Origin of the sequence: Mitsuaria sp. WAJ17, from assembly GCF_014174515.1 — a bacterium.
Classification (GTDB): Bacteria; Pseudomonadota; Gammaproteobacteria; order Burkholderiales; family Burkholderiaceae_C; genus Roseateles_B.
Genome location: NZ_JACJUG010000005.1, coordinates 78,733 through 98,567, shown reverse-complemented (window position 1 = coordinate 98,567; position 19,835 = coordinate 78,733). Strand labels below are relative to the sequence as shown.

The following is a 19,835-nucleotide window of genomic DNA, read 5'->3' as shown; positions in this document are numbered from 1 at the left end:
CCTGGGTAAGATGCCGGTGCATTCCACGAGCGAAGGGCTGCCGTGCGCTTCAGCACGCGCGCTGGCCGAGGCTTCGAATCAAAACTCATGGTGTCCACTGCCGATTCCCGGCCTCTCGTGCCTCTGTCATGTCTTCGCTGATTGCCCACACGCTTGCCGCTGCCAGGCGTCCGCTACGCTGGACGCGCCGCTGCATGCGCTGGGCTGTCGTGAGCCTGCTGCTGTTGTGCACCTTGCTGCTGGCGGCCTGGCTCACGCTTCACTGGGCGATTCTGCCGCAGCTGGATCGTTGGCGCGCGCCCTTGGAACAACAGGCCTCCAAGGCGCTGGGGTTGAAGGCCGAGATTGGCCGCCTGGAGGCTGAGCCCGGTGCCTGGCTGCCGGCCCTCACCCTGCACGACCTGCGCCTCAGCGACGCCCAGGGCCGCACCGCCCTGCGCCTGCCCGAGGTCAAGGCGGTGTTGTCCCTGCGCTCGCTCTATGCCCTGGAGATCCGCTTCGCCCAGCTGCTGATCAGCAAGCCCGAGCTGGAATTGCGGCGCGACAAGAGCGGGCGCATCTTCGTCGCCGGCCTGGACATCGCCGAGGGCGAGCGCGCCAGCGACGGCGCCGAGCTCGCCGACTGGTTCTTCTCCCAGCCTGAGTTCGTGATCCGCCAAGGCCGCATTCGCTGGGTGGACGAGAAGCGCCAGGCCCCGCCCCTGGAGCTCAGCGGCCTTGACCTGGTCATGCGCAATGGCCTGCTGCACCACGATGTGCGCCTGGACGCCACGCCGCCCCCCGCCTGGGGCCAGGCCCTGAGCCTGCGCGGACGCTTCAAGCAGGCCCTGCTGAGCCGACCCAGCGAGTTCCAGCGCTGGAGCGGCAATCTCTTCGCCGACCTGCCCCGGGCCGATGTACGCGAGCTGCGCCGCTACCTGGACCTGCCCTTCGAGCTGTCAGAGGGCGACGGCGCCCTGCGCGCCTGGGCCGAGATCCGCGAGGGCCAGCCCCAGGCCCTGACCCTGGACATGGCCCTTCGCTCGGTGCGCATGCGGCTCTCGCCGCGGGTCGATGTGCTCGACCTCGGCGGCATTGCCGGCCGTCTGGAGCTGCGTCGCAGCGGCGCCCAGCTGACCCTGGCCGCGAAGCAGCTGGGTTTCGAGCTGGACGACCGCCTGGTCTGGCCTCGCAGCGACTGGTCGCTGAGCGTGGTGGAGGAGCAGGCCGGTTCGCGCGACGTGACCCAGGGCCCGGCTCCCGGCCGCATCGTGGGCGGCGAGCTCAAGGCCCAGCGCCTGGACCTCGACCTGCTGGCCCGCATCGCCACCAAGCTGCCCCTGGGCGACCAGTTGCGCCAGCTGATCGACGACATCGCCCCGCAGGGCATGCTCAGCGAGCTCAGCGCCGGCTGGGAGGGCAGTCTGGATGCCCCCCGGCGCTACCGGGCCCGCGGCCAACTGCAGCAGTTCAGCATGCAGGCCCAGGCCGGGGCCGACGCTGTCCACGTGGGGCGGCCCGGGCTGGACGGCGCCAGCCTGCACTTCGAGGCCACCGAGCGCGGCGGCCAGGCGCAATTGCACATTGCCGAGGGCTCGGTCGTCTTCCCCGGTGTCTTCGAGGCGCCGCGCATCCCGATTCAGCGCCTGTCGGCCCAGTTGGACTGGCGCATCGAGCCGCGCGCCCAGGGCCTGCCCCTGATCGAGCTGAAGGCCAGCGAAGTGAGCGTGGCCAACGACGACCTGCTGGGGGAGCTGGAGGCCACCTGGCGCACCGGCGCCGGCGAGGGTGTGGGCCGTGGCGGGCGCCTGCCGGGACTGCTGGACCTCAACGGGCGCCTGTCCGAGACCAAGGCCGCCTCCGTGTGGCGCTACCTGCCCCTGGGCGTGGGCGATGAGGCCCGCCACTACGTGCGCGACGCCGTGCTGGACGGCACGGCCAGCAACGTGCAGTTCCGCAGCCGCGGCGACCTCTGGGATTTCCCCTATGACCGCAGCAAGGATGGCCAGTTCCGCATCAGCGCCCAGGCCCGCGATGTGCTGCTGGCCTATGTGCCCAGCCACGCCGCGCGCGACCGTACCCCCGCCTGGGAATCGCCCTGGCCCGTGATGGAGCGGGTGCAGGCCGAGCTGCTGTTCGATCGCGGCAGCATGAGCATCCGCAACGGTCGCGCCCACGTGCTGGGCTACGAGCTCAGCAATGTGCACGGTGGCATCAAGGACCTGATCCACCACCAGGTGCTGGAGCTGGACGGCAGCGGGCGTGGGCCGGCCTCGGAGCTGATCCGCTTCGTCAACGTCTCTCCCGTGGGCCGCTGGACGGGCAACGCCCTGGCCACCGCCTCGAGCAATGGCAATGCCGCGCTCAAGCTGAGCCTGCAGATGCCGCTGGATCACGTCGATGGCACGCAGCTCAAGGGCAGCGTGCAGCTGCAGGGCAATGACCTGCGCCTGCGACCCGACATTCCCCTGCTGGGCGCGGCGCGCGGCCGGCTCGATTTCGACCACAAGGGCATGCAGATCGTTGGCGGCCAGGCCCAGGTGCTGGGCGGAGAGGCCAGCTTCGAGGGCGGCAGCCAGAAGGACGGCAGTCTGCGCTTCACCTGCCAGGGCACGGCCACGGCCGAGGGCCTGCGCCGCGCCTCCGAGATGGGCCTTCTGAGCCGCCTGGGCGGCTTCATGAGCGGGCAGGCGGCCTATCGCCTGCAGCTGGGCACCCGCGGCGGCGCCACCGAGATCTCGCTGCAGTCCTCGTTGCAGGGCCTGGGCGTGGACCTGCCCGCGCCCCTGAACAAGGAGCCCGAGGCCAGCCTGCCCCTTGTGTTCCAGACCCAAAGCCTGGGGCCGCAGCGCGACGAACTGCGCCTGGACGTCGGCACCCTGCTGCACGCCCAGTACCAGCGCGACACCAGCGACCCGGAGTCGCCCAAGGTGCTGCGCGGCGCCATCGCCCTCGAGGACAGGCTGCCTGCCTTGCCGGACAGCGGCGTGCACTTCCTGGCCCGCCTGGGGCGTGTGCAGGCCGAGCCCTGGCTGGCGGTGGAGTCCCAACTGCTGGGTCCGCCGGCTTCGGCGGCGGCCGGCACTGCCGAGGGCGGCTACGGCCCCAGCCGCCTCCAGCTGCAGGTACAGCAGCTGCTGGCGGGCGGCCGCGCCATCAACAAGCTCAGCGCCACGCTGAGCCGGACCGACGCTTGGTCCTGGCGTGGCAGCCTGGAGGCCGAGCAGCTCGCCGGCCAGCTCGACTGGCGCGACAACGCCGCGCCCCAGGGCGGCCGCCTCTTCGCGCGCCTGAGCCGCCTATCCCTGCCCAAGAGCGAGGCTGATTCCGTCAGCCAGCTGCTGGACAGGCCCGATGCCCAGGTGCCGGCCCTGGACGTGGTGGTGGAGGACTTCGAGCTGCGCGGCAAGCGCCTGGGCCGCCTGGAGGTCGAGGCCCAGCTGCAGGGCCCGCGACTGCCCGGAGGCCGCGAATGGAAGCTCAATCGCCTGCAGCTCAAGAGCCCCGACGCCACGCTCAGCGCCACCGGTCAGTGGAAGGCCGAGCCGGGGCAGAGCCAGCGTCGCACGCAGCTGAACTGGCAGCTGGACGTGGCCGACGCCGGCAAGCTGCTAGAGCGCATGGGCCAGGGTCAGGTCTTGCGCAACGGCCGGGGCAAGCTGCGCGGGCAGCTGGGCTGGCAGGGCTCGCCGCTGTCGCCCGACTACGCCAGCATGGCCGGCCAACTGAACGTCGCGCTGGACGCCGGCCAGTTCCTCAAGGCCGAACCCGGTGTTGGCCGGCTGCTGGGCGTGCTGAGCCTGCAGAGCCTGCCGCGGCGCCTGCTGCTGGACTTCCGAGACGTCTTCGCCGAGGGCTTCGCGTTCGACAACTTCGAGGGCGACGTGCGCATCGAGCGCGGCCTGGCCCGCAGCGAGAATTTGCGCATGCGCGGCGTGCAAGCCCTGGTGCTGATGGACGGCACGGCGGACCTGGCGCGCGAGACCCAGGACCTGCGCGTCCTGGTCGTCCCGCAGGTCAATGCGGGCGGCGCCTCGCTGGCCTATGCGGCCATCAACCCGGCCATCGGCCTGGGCACCTTCCTGGCCCAGTTGCTGCTGCGCAAGCCCATGGCTGCGGCGGGCACCAGCGAGTTTCACGTCACCGGAAGCTGGGAGTCGCCCAAGGTCGAGGAGGTGCCGCACAAGGGCGGTGTGCCCGAGGAGGCGGCCAGCCAGCCAGCGGGCAGCGGCGCTGTGCCCGCGCCCGGCGGGGCGCCCTCATCGAGCCCCGCCGTGCCGCCCCCCTTCACGCCGTCCCCCTTCGCGCCCTGAGGAGAAGCCCATGAAGATTGCTGCCATCCAGATGGTGTCCACGCCGGACGCGGCCCGCAACCTCGCCCGCGCCTGCGAGCTGATGGCCCAGGCTGCCGCAGCGGGGGCAGAGGCCGTGGCCCTGCCCGAGTACTTCTGCCTGATGGGCCTGCAGGACCGCGACAAGCTCGCCATCGCCGAGCGCGACCTGCTGCTCGCGCCCGACGCGCCCGCACCGCTGCAGCGCGCCCTGGCGCAGGCGGCGCGCGAGCTGGGCGTCTGGGTGCTTGGCGGCACCCTGCCCATGGCCTGCGAGGGCGATTCCGCGGGGCAGCGCGTGCGCAACAGCGTCTGCGTCTACGCACCTGACGGCCGTCGCGCAGCCCGCTACGACAAGATCCACCTCTTCCGCTTCAACAACGGCCGCGAGGCCTATGACGAAGGCCAGGTGCTGGAGCGCGGAGAGCAGCCCGTCACCGTGGACCTGAAGGCCCGCGACGGCCGGACCTGGCGCACGGGCCTGTCGGTCTGCTATGACCTGCGCTTCCCCGAGCTCTTCCGAGCCATGAGCTTCGTGCCGGGCCAGCCACCCTGCGACCTCATCTCCGTGCCTGCAGCCTTCACCTACACGACCGGCGAGGCGCACTGGGAGCTGCTGCTGCGCGCCCGCGCTGTCGAGAACCAGTCCTATGTGATCGCCCCCGCGCAGGGCGGCCGGCATGAGAACGGCCGCCGTACCTGGGGACACAGCCTGATCATCGATCCCTGGGGCCAGGTGCTGGCCTGCCTGCCCGAAGGCGAGGGCGTGGTGATGGCCGAGCTGGACGCCGAACGCCTGGCCGCCGTGCGCAGGCAACTGCCTGCCCTGCAGCACCGGTTGCTGTGAGCTGAGGCGCCGGCTAGAGACGGGCAGGCTTTGTCCGTCTTTTCCCGGCATCGGTGGCGGCCCGCGACGGCACCATGGAGGCCTGGAGACTGCCCACGATGCGCCCCGCCCTGACCCTTTCCTGTGCGCTGGCCCTGGCTGCCCTGCTGGGCGGCTGTGGCACGCCGGCCGAGCCCGAGCGCATGAGCCTGCGCGCCGCCGAGCGCCTGCAGCTGCGCAGCTGGATCCCTGAGGCGCTGCGCGGTCAGATCCGGCTGGGCAAGGTGGAGGGGGGCGCCGAGACCTGGCGCTACTGGGGCTCCAAGATCAGCGACGAGAGCCTGCGCATCGCCCTGGACGAGTCCCTGCGCGGCGTCGGCCTGGCGGCGCTGATGCCCGAGGGCGGTCGCTTCGAGCTGCAGGCCAGGCTGCTGAAGCTGGAGCAGCCCAAGGTCGCGGCCGATGTCACCGTGGCCCTCTACATGCATTACCGGCTGGTGGAAGTCGCCAGCGGCAAGCTGGTCTATGAACGCCAGATGCGCCTGGTGCACACCACTCCCCTGGATGCCGCCTGGCTGGACATGAACGAGCGCCTTCGCCTGGCCAACGAGGCGGCGCTGCACCAGTCGCTGGAAGCCCTGGTGCGCGAGCTGATCGAGCTGCGCCCGGCCTGAGCCGCGGGACAATGGCGGCACCGCCTGCGTGGCGACTGCCGGAGACCGCCATGACCGCCCCCGATCCCGACCGCCCCCTGTTGATGCTCACCACCCTGCCCAGCCGCGAGGCCGCGCAGGCCCTGGCGCGCGAAGCCGTGCAGCGCCGCCTGGCCGCCTGCGCGCAGATCCAGGCCATCGAGAGCATCTACCACTGGCAGGGCGCGCTCTGCGAAGACCCCGAATGGCGTCTGCTCCTCAAGACCACGCAGGCCCGCCAGGCCGCACTGGCGGCGCTGGTGGCGGACCTGCACCCCTACGAACTGCCGGCCCTGCTGAGCCTGCCGGTGCAATGGGCCGAGCCGGCCTTCGCAGCCTGGATCGTCGAATCGGTGGCAGCCCCGCAAGCCTGAACGCGGGCCAAGGCCTCAGGCCTTGGCGGTGGCCTGCAGCAGGCTGGTCTCGCGCTGCCCGCAATGCCGGGGATGCGGCGGATCTCGCCAACGGCCGCGCTGAAGCCTCCAGAGAGTCCGCCCGCAGCTCGGCAATCGGGTCCCTGCGGCCATAGGTGGTGTGCAGGCCCACCCCCTGGGCATGGCCCCACAGCGCGCGCCGCACAGTCTCGCCCAGGCTGCCCTCGACGGCGATGCTCATCGCCGCGCGCAGGCGGCCGGACTCCGTCTCGGGGGCGCAGCCTCAGCGTGCAGCCCTGGATCCGCTGGCGGGCGTGCACCTGCTGGTGGGGGCCTGAAGCAGGTTGCGCTCGTGCGTTGCTCGCCCAACTGGTTGGGTGGTGGTCATCTGCAGCAGGAAAAGAAGCGCTGATGGAACCTGTAATGTCTTACAGGTTGCCCCTGTGTTTCACGTAAAGGCCGTGCGTCCTAGGTGGTTGCCCCATGGGGTGCCTCTTGGCTCGCCGCATAGCCTTCGATCCGCTTTGCGCGGTGCCAGGCCGCGGGCCTTTCCTGGACATGACGCAGTACTTCCGTGGAGCAGGGAACCCGCAGCCGCTATCGCGTGCGCAAGGCTTTCAAACCTAACCTAGCAAGGAAAACCCATGAACGAAATCACCAGCGCACTGCAGCAAGTCGAACAGTGGATGCAAGACGAGTCCGCCGCCAGCCCCGCCGGCCCGCTGTTCTCCAGCGGCGTGTACAGCGAAGCCGAAATCGCTGGCGACGTGTCGCGTGAAACCCGTCAGGGCTGCTCCAGCTGCTCCGGCTCGCGCACCATCATGTGCTGCTGATGCACTGATGTGCAGACGCCAGGGGTTTCTATCCCTGGCGTCGAGACCCCGCCCTGGAGGCGGGGTCAGGCTTCCAGTCCTGGCTTACCGCCCAGGCGCCTCCCCTGATTACCGCCCGACCTGATCCGCTCGCCCATGCAGTCCACGCCCCCCGCTGAATCCGTCGCCGCCCGCGAGCATCCCGACCACGCCGCGCAGGCCCAGCCGACCGAGGCGACCGAGCCCGACTTCGTCCCCTGCCTGGTCCACTGGATCGCTCCCGCGGTTGCCACGCTCACCCACTCCCTGCAGGAGCTGGCCAGCCTCGACGCATCCGAGCGCTCCGTCATTGCTGACGCCTTGCGTCAGCACCTCGAACAACAGCTCCATGCCAAGCTCGCCCGCGTGCTGGTCATGGACATCAACGCTGCCCGCGTACAGGGCCGGCTGACCGCGGCAAGCTCCGCGGCACGCTGGGAGGAATACCTGGCCCAGGCCGCCACCCCGCAGCACTGGGAGAGGCTGGGCGAGCAATACCCGAGCCTGCTGGCCCGGGTCGGCTGGATCGTGGACCACAAGGTCAGCTTCGTGGCCACCCTGGCGCGCCATTTCGCCGAGGACAGGGCCTTGCTGGGCACGCTGCTGGGCCAGGCGCCCGGTACGCTGCAGGCCCTGGAACTGGCCAAGGGCGACAGCCACAATGGCGGCGCCGGCGTGGCCCTGCTGCGCCTGGAGGGCGGCACCGCGGTCTACAAGCCCCGGCCGCTCAATACCGACCAGGCCCTGGCCGATTTCCTGCAGCAGGTCCTGGCGGATGAGCCGGTCGCTCAGCGCGTGCGAGTGCCCGCGGTGCTGGACCGTGGCGATCATGGCTGGAGCGAGTTCATCGTCCATCGCCATGCCGCCGGCGAGCAGGAGCTGCGGCTGTTCTACCGCAATATGGGCCACTGGCTGGCCATCATGCGCTTGCTGGGGGGCACCGATTTCCACGGCGAGAACGTCATCGCCCAGGGTTGCCTTCCCATCATCGTGGACTGTGAGACCCTCTTCTGCCCGCGCACTGAGATCAAGCCCTCCGGCTTCGGCAATGCGGTGGACAAGGCCGACGAGGCCATGTTCGCCTCCCTCATGAAGACAGGCCTGCTGCCCGGTCGCGGCGCCTCGCTGGGCTGGCGCGGCGTGGACAACTCCGGCATGGGCAGCATCCGCCAGCAGCAGCCCAAGATCAGCATTCCCGCCCTGGTGGACGGCGGCCTCGATACCGTGCGAATCGGCCAGGTCCTGGTCGAGGTGGAGATCGCCAAGAACCACCCCTGCGAGACGCCCTCGCTGGAACGCTACTGGGGCCAGGTGCTGGAGGGCTATGACAGCCTCACCGCACGACTGGTCCAGCTGCACGCGCAGGGCCGTTTGGCGCCGCTGCTGCAGCCCTTCAAGCCCTGCCACATCCGCCTGGTGCCGCGGGCGACGGAGGTCTATGCCGAGCTGATTCGCATGCTCTGGCATCCCATCTCCCTGGCCGATGAGGCTCAGGCGCGCCAGCGCGCAGCGGGACTGCTGGCGCGCGCTGCGGCGCTGGTCTCGACCACGCCGTCCGACCCCGTGGTGATCCAGGCCGAGATCGACGACATGCTGCGCGGCGACGTGCCCTACTTCCACAGCACGGCAGGCCATGGCCGCATGTCCGGGCCTGGCGGCACGCACTGGCTGCCGGAGAGCGACCTCGTCGAGCAATGCCTGCGCGCCTGGAGCGCCTCGGACCAGCGCCTGGACCGCGACATCATCAAGGCCTCCCTGCTGAGCGCCTACCTCAATGACGGCTGGATGCCCACGGAGAAGTCCTTCCGCGTCCATGCCGTCCATGCGGCCAGCCCTGAGGATCTGGAGGCAAGGCGCCAGGCCTGGGCCCGTCGCCTGATCGTGCCCTTCCTGCAGAACTGCATCCGGGGCGAGGACGGCACGGTCACCTGGATCTCGCCCACCCTGGGTCCGACGGGCTGGGGCATCCAGGCCATCGACCAGAACCTCTACGGCGGCAATGCCGGGGTCGCCCTGCTGCTGGCCGCCTACCAGCGCGAGGTGGCCCAGGGTCGCGCACTGCCCCTGCCAGGGGCCGACGAACTGCTGGCCGCAGTGATCGAGACCATGAGAAAGGGCCTGTACCGCCAGGTCGAGCTGCAGCGATCCGCCGGCAAGGTGCGGCCGCACCAGCCAGGGGGCTACCTGGGCATCGGCTCGCAGATCTGGGGTTGGCTGCAGCTGGAGTCGCTGGGCGCCATCGGGGCCGAGGCTGTCGAGTGCGCCGCCCTGACCGCCGAATACATGCAGGGCTCCCTGGAGGCCGACCAGACCTATGACCTGCTGGCCGGAGCGGCCGGCGCCATCCCTGGCCTGCTGCTGCTGCACCGGCGCACCCAGCAGGCCGCGCACCTGGCACTGGCCGTGGCGGCCGGCGACCATCTGCTGGCGGCCGCGCGGCGCGAGGGCGGCCGGGCCTGCTGGCCCACGGCCGCAGCGCCCGAGGGCATGGGGGGCTTCGGCCACGGCAGCTGTGGCATTGGCTGGGCCCTGCTGAAGTTGCATGAGGCCTGCGGCGAGCCGCGCTTCCTGCATGCGGCGCAGGAGGCGCTGGCCTTCGAGGAATCCCTCTTCGATGTGGCTGACCAGAACTGGCGCGACCTGCGACACCTGGACGGCGTCAACTGCTCCACGGCCTGGTGCCACGGTGCCGTGGGCAACGGCCTGGGCTACCTGGACTTCACGGCCCTGATCGGCGAGGACCGGGTGCGCGAGCGTGTGCACCAGGCCGCAGGCGCGACCTTCCGTCAGGGCATGGGCTGGAATCACTGCGCCTGCCACGGGGACGCCAGCGCCCTGGAACTGCTGCAGGAAGCCGCCGACCGCGGCCTGGCACCGCCCGGCGTGAGCCGTGACGCCGAGCTGGCGCGCCTGCTGGCCAGCCTGGAGCTGCACGGCAGCCGCTGTGGCATCACGAACGACGTCTTCTCGCCCTCGCTGATGACGGGGCCGGGCGGCATCGCCTACCAGCTGCTGCGCTCGCATCCCCAGGCACGTCTGCCGTCCTTCGTGCGGCCATGAGCCAGACGAGGGACAGGGAGGGCGACGCGGCGGCGGCGCAACGGTCGCCGCAACAGCAGCCGACTCAGCGGCAAGACGAAGGCGACGTCTTCATCGCCACCGACAACCCCTACTGGGAGCTGGGCCAGTCCGATGCCCAGCTGAGCAGCTTTCCCGCCTTCTTCCGGCGGGTGGCTCGCGCCGCGCCGCCTGTCATCGCCCTGATGCGGCGGGTGGGGCTGGCCGCCGTCGTCGGCGTGCTGGTTTGCCAGCTGCTGGCCGGCCTGCTGTGGGCCTACACCCTGGTGCTGGGCGGCGGGCTCCTGCAGTCCCTGCTCGATGCCCATGCCCTGGCTCAGTCCATGAGGCAACACCTCGCGCCGCAGCTGGGCACGGTGCTGGGCCTGGCCCTGGCCTTCCTGGGCAAGCTGGCGCTGGACGCCTTGGCCGAGGTGCTGCGGGCCCGGCTCAGCCCTGCCCTGGTGGCCATGGCCGAACAGGACTTCGTCGAGGCCTGCCTGCGTGCGCCGCTGCAGCGCTTCGATGATCCGGAATTCGTCGATCGCATGCACCGCGCCCGCGATCGCGGCCTGCACTACGTCGAGAGCATCGTCGATCAGACGGTGGCGCTGAGCAGCGCGGGCATCGGCCTGGCGTCCGGCGCCGTGGCCCTGCTGGTGCTGCATCCGGCCCTGCTGCCCGTGCTGCTGCTGTGCCTGCTGCCCCAGGCGTGGACGGCCATTCGCGCTCTGCTGTGCGTGCAGAGCCACTGGGACCAGAGCATTGCCTTGTCTCGCCAGGGCTGGATGCTGCAGGAGCTGGCCAGCCAGCCCGAGCCCGCGGCCGAGTTGCGTGCCTTGCAGATGGAGCCTCTGCTCGGCGAGCGTCATCGGCGCGTCGCCGAGGCCTTGCGCACGAGCCTGGAACGGCTCAAGGCGGGCATTGCCCGCACGCGGGCCTGGGGCGCCGTCGTGAGCGGTCTGGCCCAAGGCCTGGCCTATCTCTGGCTGGTGCTGCTGGTGGACCGCGGCAGCCTGGCTCCGGCCCTGGCCGGCGCGGCCGCCCTGGGCCTGCGCACCAGCCTCGATGCGGTGCGCCAACTGGTGCATGCGCTGGACCAGATGATGGAGAAGGCGTTGTACCTGGACGACTACTTCGGCTTCGTTGGCCAGTCCCCAGTCGCGGCACCGCCGCCAGGCGGGCCGGCCGTGGCGGCGCCCCAGCGCATCACGCTGCAGGGCGTGGGCTTCGCCTACGCCGGTGCGCCGGACCGCCCGGTGCTGCACGACATCCACCTGGACCTGCAGTGCGGCAGCACCATCGCCCTGGTGGGCGAAAACGGCTCGGGCAAGTCCACGCTGGCCAAGCTGCTGGCGGGGCTTTACGAGCCCAGCGGCGGCAGCATGGCTTGGGACGGTGTGGACTGCCGCAGCCTGGACGCCCGACAGCGCCTGGCCCATACCCTCATCGTGCCCCAGCACCCGCTGCGCTGGCCCTACAGCGCAGCGCAGAACGTGCGCCTGGGGCGCGTGGGCCTGGCGGCGAGCGGTGATGACAGCGCCCGCTTCGCTCAGGCCGTGCGCGAGGCCGAGGCCGACGAGGTGGCCGCCCAGCTGCCCCAGGGCTGGCAGACCCTGCTCAACCGGCTGTTCAAGGGCGGCATCGAGCTTTCCTCCGGCCAATGGCAGCGCCTGGCCGTGGCCCGCGGCCTCTATCGCCAGGCCGCACTGACCATCTGGGACGAGCCCACCGCGCCCCTGGATGCCAAGGCCGAGGCCGCCGTCTTCGCGAGCCTGGCCAGGCTGCGCCGCGACCGCATGGTGGTGCTGATCACGCACCGCCTGGCCAGCGCACAGACGGCGGACCGCATCTATTTCCTCAAGGCCGGGCGCATTGCCGAGTCCGGCACGCATGAGGAGTTGATGGCCCTGGGCGGCGGTTATGCGCAGCTGCATGCGCTGCAGGCGCGGCTGTCCGAACGCATGGAGGAGGCCGCGGCGCAAGAGGCCACCGAGGCCATTGAGGCCGTGCAGGCCTTGCCCGAAGCGCCGCGCGAAGCCGAGGCCGCCTGAGCTGGCATTGCGCGACGAGCGCAGCCCTAGCGGCGCCCGAACATCATCTGCCGTGCCAGCGCCTTCTTCACCGGCGGCAGCGCCTGCAGCGCGGCCAGGCCCAGGCCGCGCAGGGCGGGCAGGGCGGGCCAGCGCCAGCTGAAGCTGCGAGCGAGGAAGTCGGTGCCGAGGATGGTGGACCAGCGGTCCGGCCCGCGCTGCCACTGCACGCGCTGCAAGGCCTGGGCCACGGCGGCGGCCAGTGGTGAGCCTGGCTGGCGAGCCTGCGCGTGCACCAGGGCCTCGACCAGGGCATAGGCATCGCGCAGGCCGAGATTGAGCCCTTGGCCGGCGACGGGATGCAGGGTTTGGGCCGCATTGCCGATGCGCACCAGCCGGCCCTCCACGAGGCTGCGCTCGGCATTGAGCCCCAGCGGGAAGCACTTCAGCGGGCTGATGCCGCGCAGGGGCGGCAGGCCCGGCGGCAGCTGCTGGTTGATCACGGTGAGGCGCTGGGCGTCCGTCAGTCCGGCCACCTCGTCCTCGGCCTGCGGCAGGCACCAGACCAGAGCCGCGCGGTGCGGCTGTTGGGGCGTGGGCGGCAGCGGCAGCAGGGCCAGCGGGCCATTGCGCGTGAAGCGCTCGTAGGCCACGCCCGGCGGCGAGGCCGGGTCCAGGGTCACCGTGCCCACCCAGGCGTTTTGCTGGTAGTCGTGGCTGAGGCTCTTGCGGGACTGCTCGGCAAAGACACCGCCCTCGGCGATCACGACCAGGTCGAAGCGATCGGCGATGCCGGCATCGACCTCCATCTCGTCGCCCACGGCGCGGATGCCGGCCACCGGCTGGCCAAAGCGCGCCATGGCCTGGGCCGGCCGCGACTCGCAATGGCGCAGCCAGGCGGCCTGCATGGGGGCCACCAGCTGTCCGTAGGCCAGCACCGCGCCCAGGCGCTCCTCTCCCTGCTCGCGGGCCTGGATGCTCACCACCGGCTGGCCGGCCTCGCCGAAGACCGGGTGGCGCAGCGTGGGCGGAGCCTGGCTGACCTGGACCTGCAGGATGGACTGCGCCGCCGCCTCGTTCCAGGCCTGCAGGCGCTGCAGCAGCTGCACGCTGCCCAGCGACAGGGCCAGGGTGCGCGGGTCGCCGCTGATGTCCTTGTCCAGGGGGCGGGCGTCGAAGAGCTGGATCTGGGCCTCTGGCAGGCGCCGGGCCGCCAGCAAGGCCAGGCCCAGCCCGGCCGGGCCCGCGCCGACGACGGCGATGCGCAGGGGCGCGGCGGGAGAGGGCGGGGCTGCAGGGGCGTCGGTGCGCATGGCGTGGGGGCGTCGCCGAGGGGACAGATGCCCGCAGGCGGCGCCACGGTATTGCGGGGGTTCCGCACTATAGCGAGCCCGCTGGGCTACGCTCCTGTCCATTGCCATGACGGCAGGTCAGGCTTGGCCCGGAGGCGGGCCGGTTGCTCATGTCGTCCAGGGCGCAAACCACGCCAAGAACCAAGAAGGAGTCAGGCATGCAATACCGTCGACTGGGCCGCAGCGGCCTGCAGGTGTCCGAGCTGTCGCTGGGTTCCTGGGTGACCTATCACAACCAAGTGGACAGCAAGTCCGCTGCCGAGATGCTGGCCGCGGCACGCGATGCCGGGGTCAACTTCTTCGACAACGCCGAGGTCTATGCCCAGGGCGCGAGCGAGCGCGTGATGGGCGAGGCCTTCAGGCAGCTGAAGTGGGCCCGCGAGAGCTATGTGGTCTCGACCAAGTTCTTCTGGGGCCTGCAGCGCGAGGGCAGCACCGTCAACCTGCAAAACACCCTCAATCGCAAGTATCTGATGCAGGCCATCGACGGCTCGCTCAAGCGCCTGCAGCTGGACTTCATCGACCTGGTCTACTGCCATCGCCCCGATCCGCATACGCCCGTCGAGGAGACCGTGCGCGCGATGAGCGACATGATCACCCAGGGCAAGGCCCTCTACTGGGGCACCAGTGAGTGGAGCGCTGCCGACATCCGCGCCGCCTGGGAGATCGCCGAGCGCCACCACCTGCACAAGCCGGTGATGGAACAGCCCCAGTACCACCTCTTCCACCGCAAGCGGGTGGAGCAGGAATACGCCCGCCTGTACGAGGACCTGGGCCTGGGCCTGACCACTTGGAGTCCGCTGGCCTCCGGTCTGCTGACGGGCAAGTACCGGCAGGGCATCCCCGAGGGCAGCCGCGGCTCGCTGGAGAGCATGAGCTGGCTGCGCGAGCAACTGCAGCACCCGCAGCGCAATGCCGCCGTGGCCGAGCTGGAGGCCATCGCCGCCGAGCTGGGCGGCAGCGTGGCCCAGCTGGCGATTGCCTGGGTGAACCGCAATCCTCGCGTGTCCACGGTGATCCTGGGCGCCAGCCGCATGAGCCAGTTGCAGGACAACCTGGCCGCACTGGCCTTGACGCCCAGGCTGAGCCCCGAGGTGCTGGAGCGCATCGACGCCCTGACCCTGCCCCTGGCCCAGTGAGGGCCCACGGCGGAGCGTTGCGCGCACCCCCCACTCAGGAGGGAGTGGCTCCCTCTTTGTAAGGGAGTGTCATGCTGCCCCGCTAACATCTGCCGGATGCTTGTTCGCCTGCTTTCACGCCCATTCGTTTCGGCGCTCGTCATGATGGCGCTGGCTGTTTCGGCCCGGGGCCAGGCGCTGGGCCCGGCGCATGTGCTGGTGGAGCCGCGCTTCGAGGCGGTGGGTGATGTGGCCTCGATCACCGATGGCGTGGTGTCCGCCCTGGCCCAGGATGGGCGCGGCTTCATCTGGATCGGCACCACGGCCGGTCTGGTGCGCTTCGACGGCTACCAGCTGCGCACCTACCAACTGGGCAACGACAGTCGCAAGACGCCCTCCGGCACCAGTTTCGTGCGCTCCTTGCTGGCTTCGCAGGAAGGAGTGCTCTGGATCGGCACCGAGAGCGACGGCCTGGCGCGCTTCGACCCGCAGACCGACCGCTGGACCTTCTTCCGCAGCAAGCCGGACGACCCGCAAGCCCTGGCCCCCGGCACCGTCCGCGCCCTGGCCCAGGCCCTGGATGGCACGCTGTGGGTGGGCACCATCGGCGGCGGCCTGGACCGCTTCGATCCGGCCACAGGCCAGTTCACCCACTTCCGCCAGGGCGCCGCCAGCGGGCTGCCGGACGACCGCATCCAGACCCTCTTCTTCGATTCCCACGGCGACCTGTGGGTAGGCACCTGGAACGGCCTGGCCCGCCTGCGCAAGGGCGCCGATCGCTTCGAGACCCTGCAGGTGGAGGGCCGCCCGCTGGGCGAGCGCATCATCACCCTGCTGGCGGAATCGCCGGACGGGCATCTTTGGGTGGGCACGCAGCAGGGCGACCTCCTGCGCCTGGGCAAGGAGTCTCCCAGGCTGCAATGGGTGGAGCTGGGCGAGCAGTCCGGTCGGCGCGACACGCTCTACGCCATGGTGGCGCCCGACCCGCAGCGCCTATGGATGGCGCGGGCCAGCGGCATCGAGGAGCGCGATCCCGCCAGCGGCCGCCTGCTGCGCCGCCTACAGCATGACACCCGCCGCCCCTGGGGTCTGGCCGGCAACGACGCGCGCGCCCTGGTCAAGGACGCCGCCGGCTGGATCTGGGTGGGCAGCTATGGCGGAGGACTGCAACTGCACAACCCGGCCAATGCAGGCCTGTGGGTGCGGCACTCCGACCTCGACGAGCGCAGCCCCCTGGCCCAGGCCGATGTGCGCAGCATCCTGCAGCTGCGCAGCGGCGCCATCTGGATGGGGACCAACGAGCGCGGCGTGGCCATCCTGGACCGCGATCTGCATCTGCAGGGCCATATCGCGCCGCAGGAGGGCAGTGGTGGCTTCCGCGGCGGGCGCGTGGGCGGCTTGGCGCAGACGCCCGACGGCCAGGTCTGGGTCGGCACCGACACGGCCCTCTACCGCTTCAACGAGGCACGCCAGCTGCTGGGCCAGTACGCCGCCGGCAAGGGGCGAATCCGGCGCCTGATGGCCGACAGCGCGGGCCGGCTGTGGGTGGCCACGCAGGACGGGCTCTTCCGCTATGACCCGGGCCAGGATCGTCTGCAGCGCATGGCGCTCAGTGGTGGCCGCAAGCTCAGTGGCGACGTCAACGCCCTGGCCGAGGACCCCGACGGCCGCCTGTGGATGGGCGGCGAGGGGGGGCTCTACCTGCTGCCCAAGGGCGGCGAGGAGCTGGAGGAGCTGCGCTCCCCGGCCGGCGCGGGTCTGTCCAATCACTCGGTGCTGGGCCTGCTGCTGGACCGCCAGGGGCGTTTCTGGGTGGACACGGCGGCCGGCCTTCACAAGCTCCAGCGATGGGAGGGCCAGGAAGCCCTGTTCGACCGCGTCAGCGAACGCCACGGCCTGGGAGGCAAGGCCTTCGGTGCCAATCTGATGGACGACGAGCAGGGCCGCATCTGGACCCACCGCGCCGTCTTTGATCCCAAGACCGGCAGCCACCACGAGCTCAGTGCGGCCGACGGCGCCGCCTTCGGCACGGGCTGGTTCCGCGCCTACACCCGGCTGCAGGATGGGCGCATGCTCATCGGCGGTAGCAAGGGCGTGTTGGTCATCGACGCCAGCCGCTTCAAGCCCTGGACCTACCAGCCGCCGCTGGTGGTGTCCGAGCTGCGCATTGCTGGCGAGCGCACCTCGCCGGGCCCCGTGGGCCACACCGTGGTGCTGCAGTCCGGGCAGCGCGATGTCAGCGTGGACTTCGCCGCCCTGGACTTCAGCCATCCGGCGGTGCTGAAGTACCGCTACCGGCTGCAGGGCTATGACAAGGACTGGATCCTCAGCGAGGCCAGTCAGCGCACCGCCAGCTACACCAACCTCGATCCCGGCCGCTACCTGCTGCAGGTGCAGGGCAGCAACCGCGTCGGCCAGTGGAGCCCGCACGAGCTGCTGATCCCCCTGCATGTGCTGCCGGCCTGGTGGCAGACCTGGTGGGCGCGCCTGGGCGGTGTGCTGCTGGGCCTGCTGGGCATCTACGGCATCGTGCAGATCCGCACCGGCTACCTGCGCCGTGCGCAGGTTGTGCTGGAGGCGCGGGTGCGGGAGCGCACGCACGAGCTGCTCACCCTGAGCCAGGCGCTCAAGGAGGCCAGCCTGACCGATCCGCTGACCGGTCTGCGCAATCGCCGCTTCCTGGCCCAGCACATCGAGTCCGATATCAACAGTGTGGTGCGCGGCTATGAGGGCGAGGTGCAGCGCATGGCCCGCGAGCCGGGGCAGGACATGGTCTTCTTCATGGTGGACCTGGATCACTTCAAGCAGGTCAACGACGACTACGGCCACGCCGCCGGTGACGCCGTGCTGGCCCAGATGCAGGCCTTGCTGCGCCAGGTCTTCCGCGATGCGGACTACCTGATCCGCTGGGGCGGCGAGGAGTTCCTGGTCGTGGCCCGCAACACCGACCGTCACCATGCGGCCGAGCTGGCCGAGCGCGCACGCCGCACGCTGTCGCGCTACGACTTCCAGCTGGACGACGGCCGCACCCTGCGGCGCACCTGCTCGCTGGGCTTTGCCGCCTTCCCGCTGTCGACGAAGTTCCCGCGCGGGCTTGACTGGAGCACAGTGGTGGACCTGGCCGATGCGGCGCTTTACGCCGTCAAGCGCGCTGGCCGTGACGGCTGGCTGGGCCTGGTCAGCGCCGAGGCCGACACGCTGGAGGAGCTGCGCGAATGGAGCCGCCGGCCCCTGGCCGAATGGGCGGCCACCGGCAGGCTCAAGGTGGCCGGCTCGGGCCAGCAGCCCGATGCGGTGCCGGCGGCCAGGGCCGAGGCCTGAGCGCGACGCTGAATCCAGAGGGAAGCAAGACCTGACCCCGCGGTGCGAGGCCAGGCCTGCCTTCAAAGGGCGCCACGGCAGGCGCAGCGCCCTGCACCTTACTGCGGGCGGTAGGTCACAGTCAGCGTGTAGCTGCCAGCCGTGTAGCCCTTCACCAGCACATAGCCGTCACTGTTCGTCGTGACGTTGATCGTGCAGCTCTCCGTGGCCGTGCTGCCATCGGACTTGCAGCCGTAGCTGCTGGTCGTGGGCACGGCGCCGAGCTTGCCGTAGATGTCGATGTCACCCGTGCCGGTGGTGGACAGCTTGAACGAGCCGCCGCCCTTGACCTTGAAGGGACCGTAGCTCTTCGTCTGGCCCGTGCTGAGGCTGCCGGAGAAGGTCTCGGTCTTGTCGGTGGGCGTGGTGGTGGGGCCGTCGCTGCCCAGCTCCACCGCATAGGCCAGGCCCATGCGCGCGAACTTCAGCGAATGGGCGCCGGTGCTGTCGCTGTTGGCCAGGGTGTCGTAGGCGGTGTGGATGTTCTTGTTGTCGCCGGACATTGAGGACTCGAAGGGCATGGTGGTCGCATAGCCCTTGGCGTTCCAGGAGGCGTGGTCCGAGCAGGCATAGCCGCAGCGGTCGGTGCCCACGGCGAGGGTCGGCAGGTAGGTCTTGATCAGGTTGGTGACGAAGGTGTTCTGCGCGCTGTCCGTGTAGTCGGTGAAGATGTAGATGTCGCTGGCTGAGCCCTTGTAGTTGGTCATGTCCAGCTGCATCACGCCCACGACGTTGGCGCCTGCCGCGGAGAAGCTGTTGGCAATCTCCGCCGAACCGCGCAGGCCCACTTCCTCGGCCGCGTAGGCCATGAACTTGATGGTGCGACGCGGCTTGTAGTTGTTGGCCAGCAGGGTGCGGTAGATCTCGGTGAGGCTGGCGACGCCGGAGGCGTCGTCATCGGCGCCCGGCGCGCGGGTGGTCTCGGAGGTGCCGGACTGGTTGATCGAATCCAGGTGGCCGCCCAGCACCACGATCTCGCTGCCGTTGTCCGTGCCCTTGATGGTGGCGATCACCGACTTCTGCTTCCAGCCGCTGTGGGTGAACTGCTCCACCGTGATGTCAGTGCGGCCGTTGGCCATGGTCAGCCACTTGTTCTTCAGCCAGTCCGAGGCGTTCACGCCGCCGCTGGTTTGGTAGTAGCGGTTGCTGTAGTTGTTGGACAGGTCGGAGATGGTCTGCACGATGTTGCTGGCCTGCATCTGCGACAGCATGGGGTTGACCACGGTCTGCTGGTCGATCACGTAGCTGGGGCGGGTGGCCAGGGTGCTGCGCTCGGTCAGGATGCGGGCGTTGCTGCGGCTGGCCGAGTGCAGATCCAGGGCGCGACGGCCGTCGCGCTCGCTGGCGTGGTGCATGTAGCCGCCGCAGCGGTGCTGGTTCTCATGCAGCGCGCTGGAGAGGGCTGGCAGCAGGTCTTCGTCGAGCTGCACCAGATGCAGCTTCTCGGCCTTGAGGGCGGCGCTGGGCGTGGCCAGGCCGGCGATGTCGCCGCGGCGCAGCTGGGCCTCGGACACGGCCACGGAGGCGGTGGCGCGGGCGCCAGGCTGCAGCTTCTGCAGCTCGGCGAAGGCGCCGTCGCCCAGGCTGATCCAGACTTTGTCACCAGCCTGGGCCGGGACGCTGAGGCAGAAGAGGCTGGCGGCGAGGGCCAGGGCAGACAAGGCATTCTTGCGTTGCATGGAGGTCTCCTAAAGGTAAGGAAGATGGGACCTCACACCGCCCTGCTCGTGGCAGCGATCAATGTCAGCAGGCCCCTGTTGCTTGCGCGCTGCGGGACTGCCAGCGTCGGCGACGCGATTGTTCGGGCGGCAATCGCCCGTTGTGCTCAGGGTTTGTGCTGGATTCGCAGTCCGTTCGGCTCA

General features: G+C 70.5%; 11 protein-coding genes. 9 read left to right on the top strand and 2 right to left on the bottom strand.

Translation table 11 applies throughout. The annotated features are described in order from the left end of the window. Window positions 1-194 precede the first annotated feature (194 nt). The 7 genes from H5407_RS05680 to H5407_RS05650 all read left to right on the top strand — a co-directional run bounded on the left by H5407_RS05680 (window position 195) and on the right by H5407_RS05650 (window position 12,164). Window positions 195-4,292: a YhdP family protein gene (locus H5407_RS05680; protein ID WP_183103468.1), complete on the top strand. Its 4,098-nt coding sequence runs from the start codon at window positions 195-197 to the stop codon at window positions 4,290-4,292. A gap of 10 nt (window positions 4,293-4,302) precedes the next feature. Continuing rightward, window positions 4,303-5,157 carry a carbon-nitrogen hydrolase family protein gene (locus tag H5407_RS05675; protein ID WP_183103467.1) on the top strand — a complete coding sequence of 285 codons (855 nt, stop codon included), beginning with the start codon at window positions 4,303-4,305 and terminating at the stop codon, window positions 5,155-5,157. A gap of 98 nt (window positions 5,158-5,255) precedes the next feature. Next, window positions 5,256-5,810: a hypothetical protein gene (locus H5407_RS05670; RefSeq protein WP_183103466.1), complete on the top strand. Its 555-nt coding sequence runs from the start codon at window positions 5,256-5,258 to the stop codon at window positions 5,808-5,810. 50 nt (window positions 5,811-5,860) lie between these two features. Further along, on the top strand, window positions 5,861-6,202 hold the full coding sequence (gene cutA / locus H5407_RS05665) for a divalent-cation tolerance protein CutA (protein ID WP_183103465.1): 342 nt from the start codon (window positions 5,861-5,863) through the stop codon (window positions 6,200-6,202). 644 nt (window positions 6,203-6,846) lie between these two features. Continuing rightward, window positions 6,847-7,035, top strand: coding sequence for a DUF6229 family protein (locus tag H5407_RS05660; protein WP_183103464.1), 189 nt, complete (start codon window positions 6,847-6,849; stop codon window positions 7,033-7,035). Window positions 7,036-7,170: 135 nt separating this feature from the next. Next, a complete protein-coding gene (locus tag H5407_RS05655; RefSeq protein ID WP_183103463.1) occupies window positions 7,171-10,113 on the top strand; it encodes a type 2 lanthipeptide synthetase LanM family protein in 2,943 nt (980 codons plus the stop codon). Beyond that, window positions 10,110-12,164, top strand: coding sequence for an ATP-binding cassette domain-containing protein (locus H5407_RS05650; protein WP_183103462.1), 2,055 nt, complete (start codon window positions 10,110-10,112; stop codon window positions 12,162-12,164). Before H5407_RS05655 ends, H5407_RS05650 begins: the two co-directional genes overlap by 4 nt. Window positions 12,165-12,190: 26 nt before the next feature. Here the strand turns inward: H5407_RS05650 and H5407_RS05645 are convergent, their stop codons facing one another. Further along, window positions 12,191-13,456, bottom strand: coding sequence for an FAD-dependent monooxygenase (locus H5407_RS05645; protein WP_183103461.1), 1,266 nt, complete (start codon window positions 13,454-13,456; stop codon window positions 12,191-12,193). A gap of 197 nt (window positions 13,457-13,653) precedes the next feature. Here H5407_RS05645 and H5407_RS05640 point away from each other — a divergent pair, with 197 nt between their 5' ends. Continuing rightward, complete coding sequence (locus tag H5407_RS05640; RefSeq protein ID WP_183103460.1) at window positions 13,654-14,634, top strand: aldo/keto reductase; 981 nt, start codon at window positions 13,654-13,656, stop codon at window positions 14,632-14,634. A gap of 141 nt (window positions 14,635-14,775) precedes the next feature. Next, window positions 14,776-17,934 (top strand): ligand-binding sensor domain-containing diguanylate cyclase, encoded by a 3,159-nt coding sequence (locus H5407_RS05635; protein ID WP_183103459.1) that lies wholly within the window; start codon window positions 14,776-14,778, stop codon window positions 17,932-17,934. A 98-nt stretch (window positions 17,935-18,032) separates the two neighbouring features. Here the strand turns inward: H5407_RS05635 and H5407_RS05630 are convergent, their stop codons facing one another. Continuing rightward, entirely contained in the window at window positions 18,033-19,652 is a 1,620-nt protein-coding gene (locus tag H5407_RS05630; RefSeq protein WP_183103458.1) for a M20/M25/M40 family metallo-hydrolase, read from the bottom strand. Window positions 19,653-19,835: the final 183 nt, after the last annotated feature.

Coding starts and splice junctions, on each gene's coding strand:
- H5407_RS05680 (WP_183103468.1), top strand. CDS start 195: ATGCGCTGGGCTGTCGTGAGCCTGCTGCTGTTGTGCACCTTGCTGCTG.
- H5407_RS05675 (WP_183103467.1), top strand. CDS start 4,303: ATGAAGATTGCTGCCATCCAGATGGTGTCCACGCCGGACGCGGCCCGC.
- H5407_RS05670 (WP_183103466.1), top strand. CDS start 5,256: ATGCGCCCCGCCCTGACCCTTTCCTGTGCGCTGGCCCTGGCTGCCCTG.
- cutA (WP_183103465.1), top strand. CDS start 5,861: ATGACCGCCCCCGATCCCGACCGCCCCCTGTTGATGCTCACCACCCTG.
- H5407_RS05660 (WP_183103464.1), top strand. CDS start 6,847: ATGAACGAAATCACCAGCGCACTGCAGCAAGTCGAACAGTGGATGCAA.
- H5407_RS05655 (WP_183103463.1), top strand. CDS start 7,171: ATGCAGTCCACGCCCCCCGCTGAATCCGTCGCCGCCCGCGAGCATCCC.
- H5407_RS05650 (WP_183103462.1), top strand. CDS start 10,110: ATGAGCCAGACGAGGGACAGGGAGGGCGACGCGGCGGCGGCGCAACGG.
- H5407_RS05645 (WP_183103461.1), bottom strand. CDS start 13,456: ATGCGCACCGACGCCCCTGCAGCCCCGCCCTCTCCCGCCGCGCCCCTG.
- H5407_RS05640 (WP_183103460.1), top strand. CDS start 13,654: ATGCAATACCGTCGACTGGGCCGCAGCGGCCTGCAGGTGTCCGAGCTG.
- H5407_RS05635 (WP_183103459.1), top strand. CDS start 14,776: ATGATGGCGCTGGCTGTTTCGGCCCGGGGCCAGGCGCTGGGCCCGGCG.
- H5407_RS05630 (WP_183103458.1), bottom strand. CDS start 19,652: ATGCAACGCAAGAATGCCTTGTCTGCCCTGGCCCTCGCCGCCAGCCTC.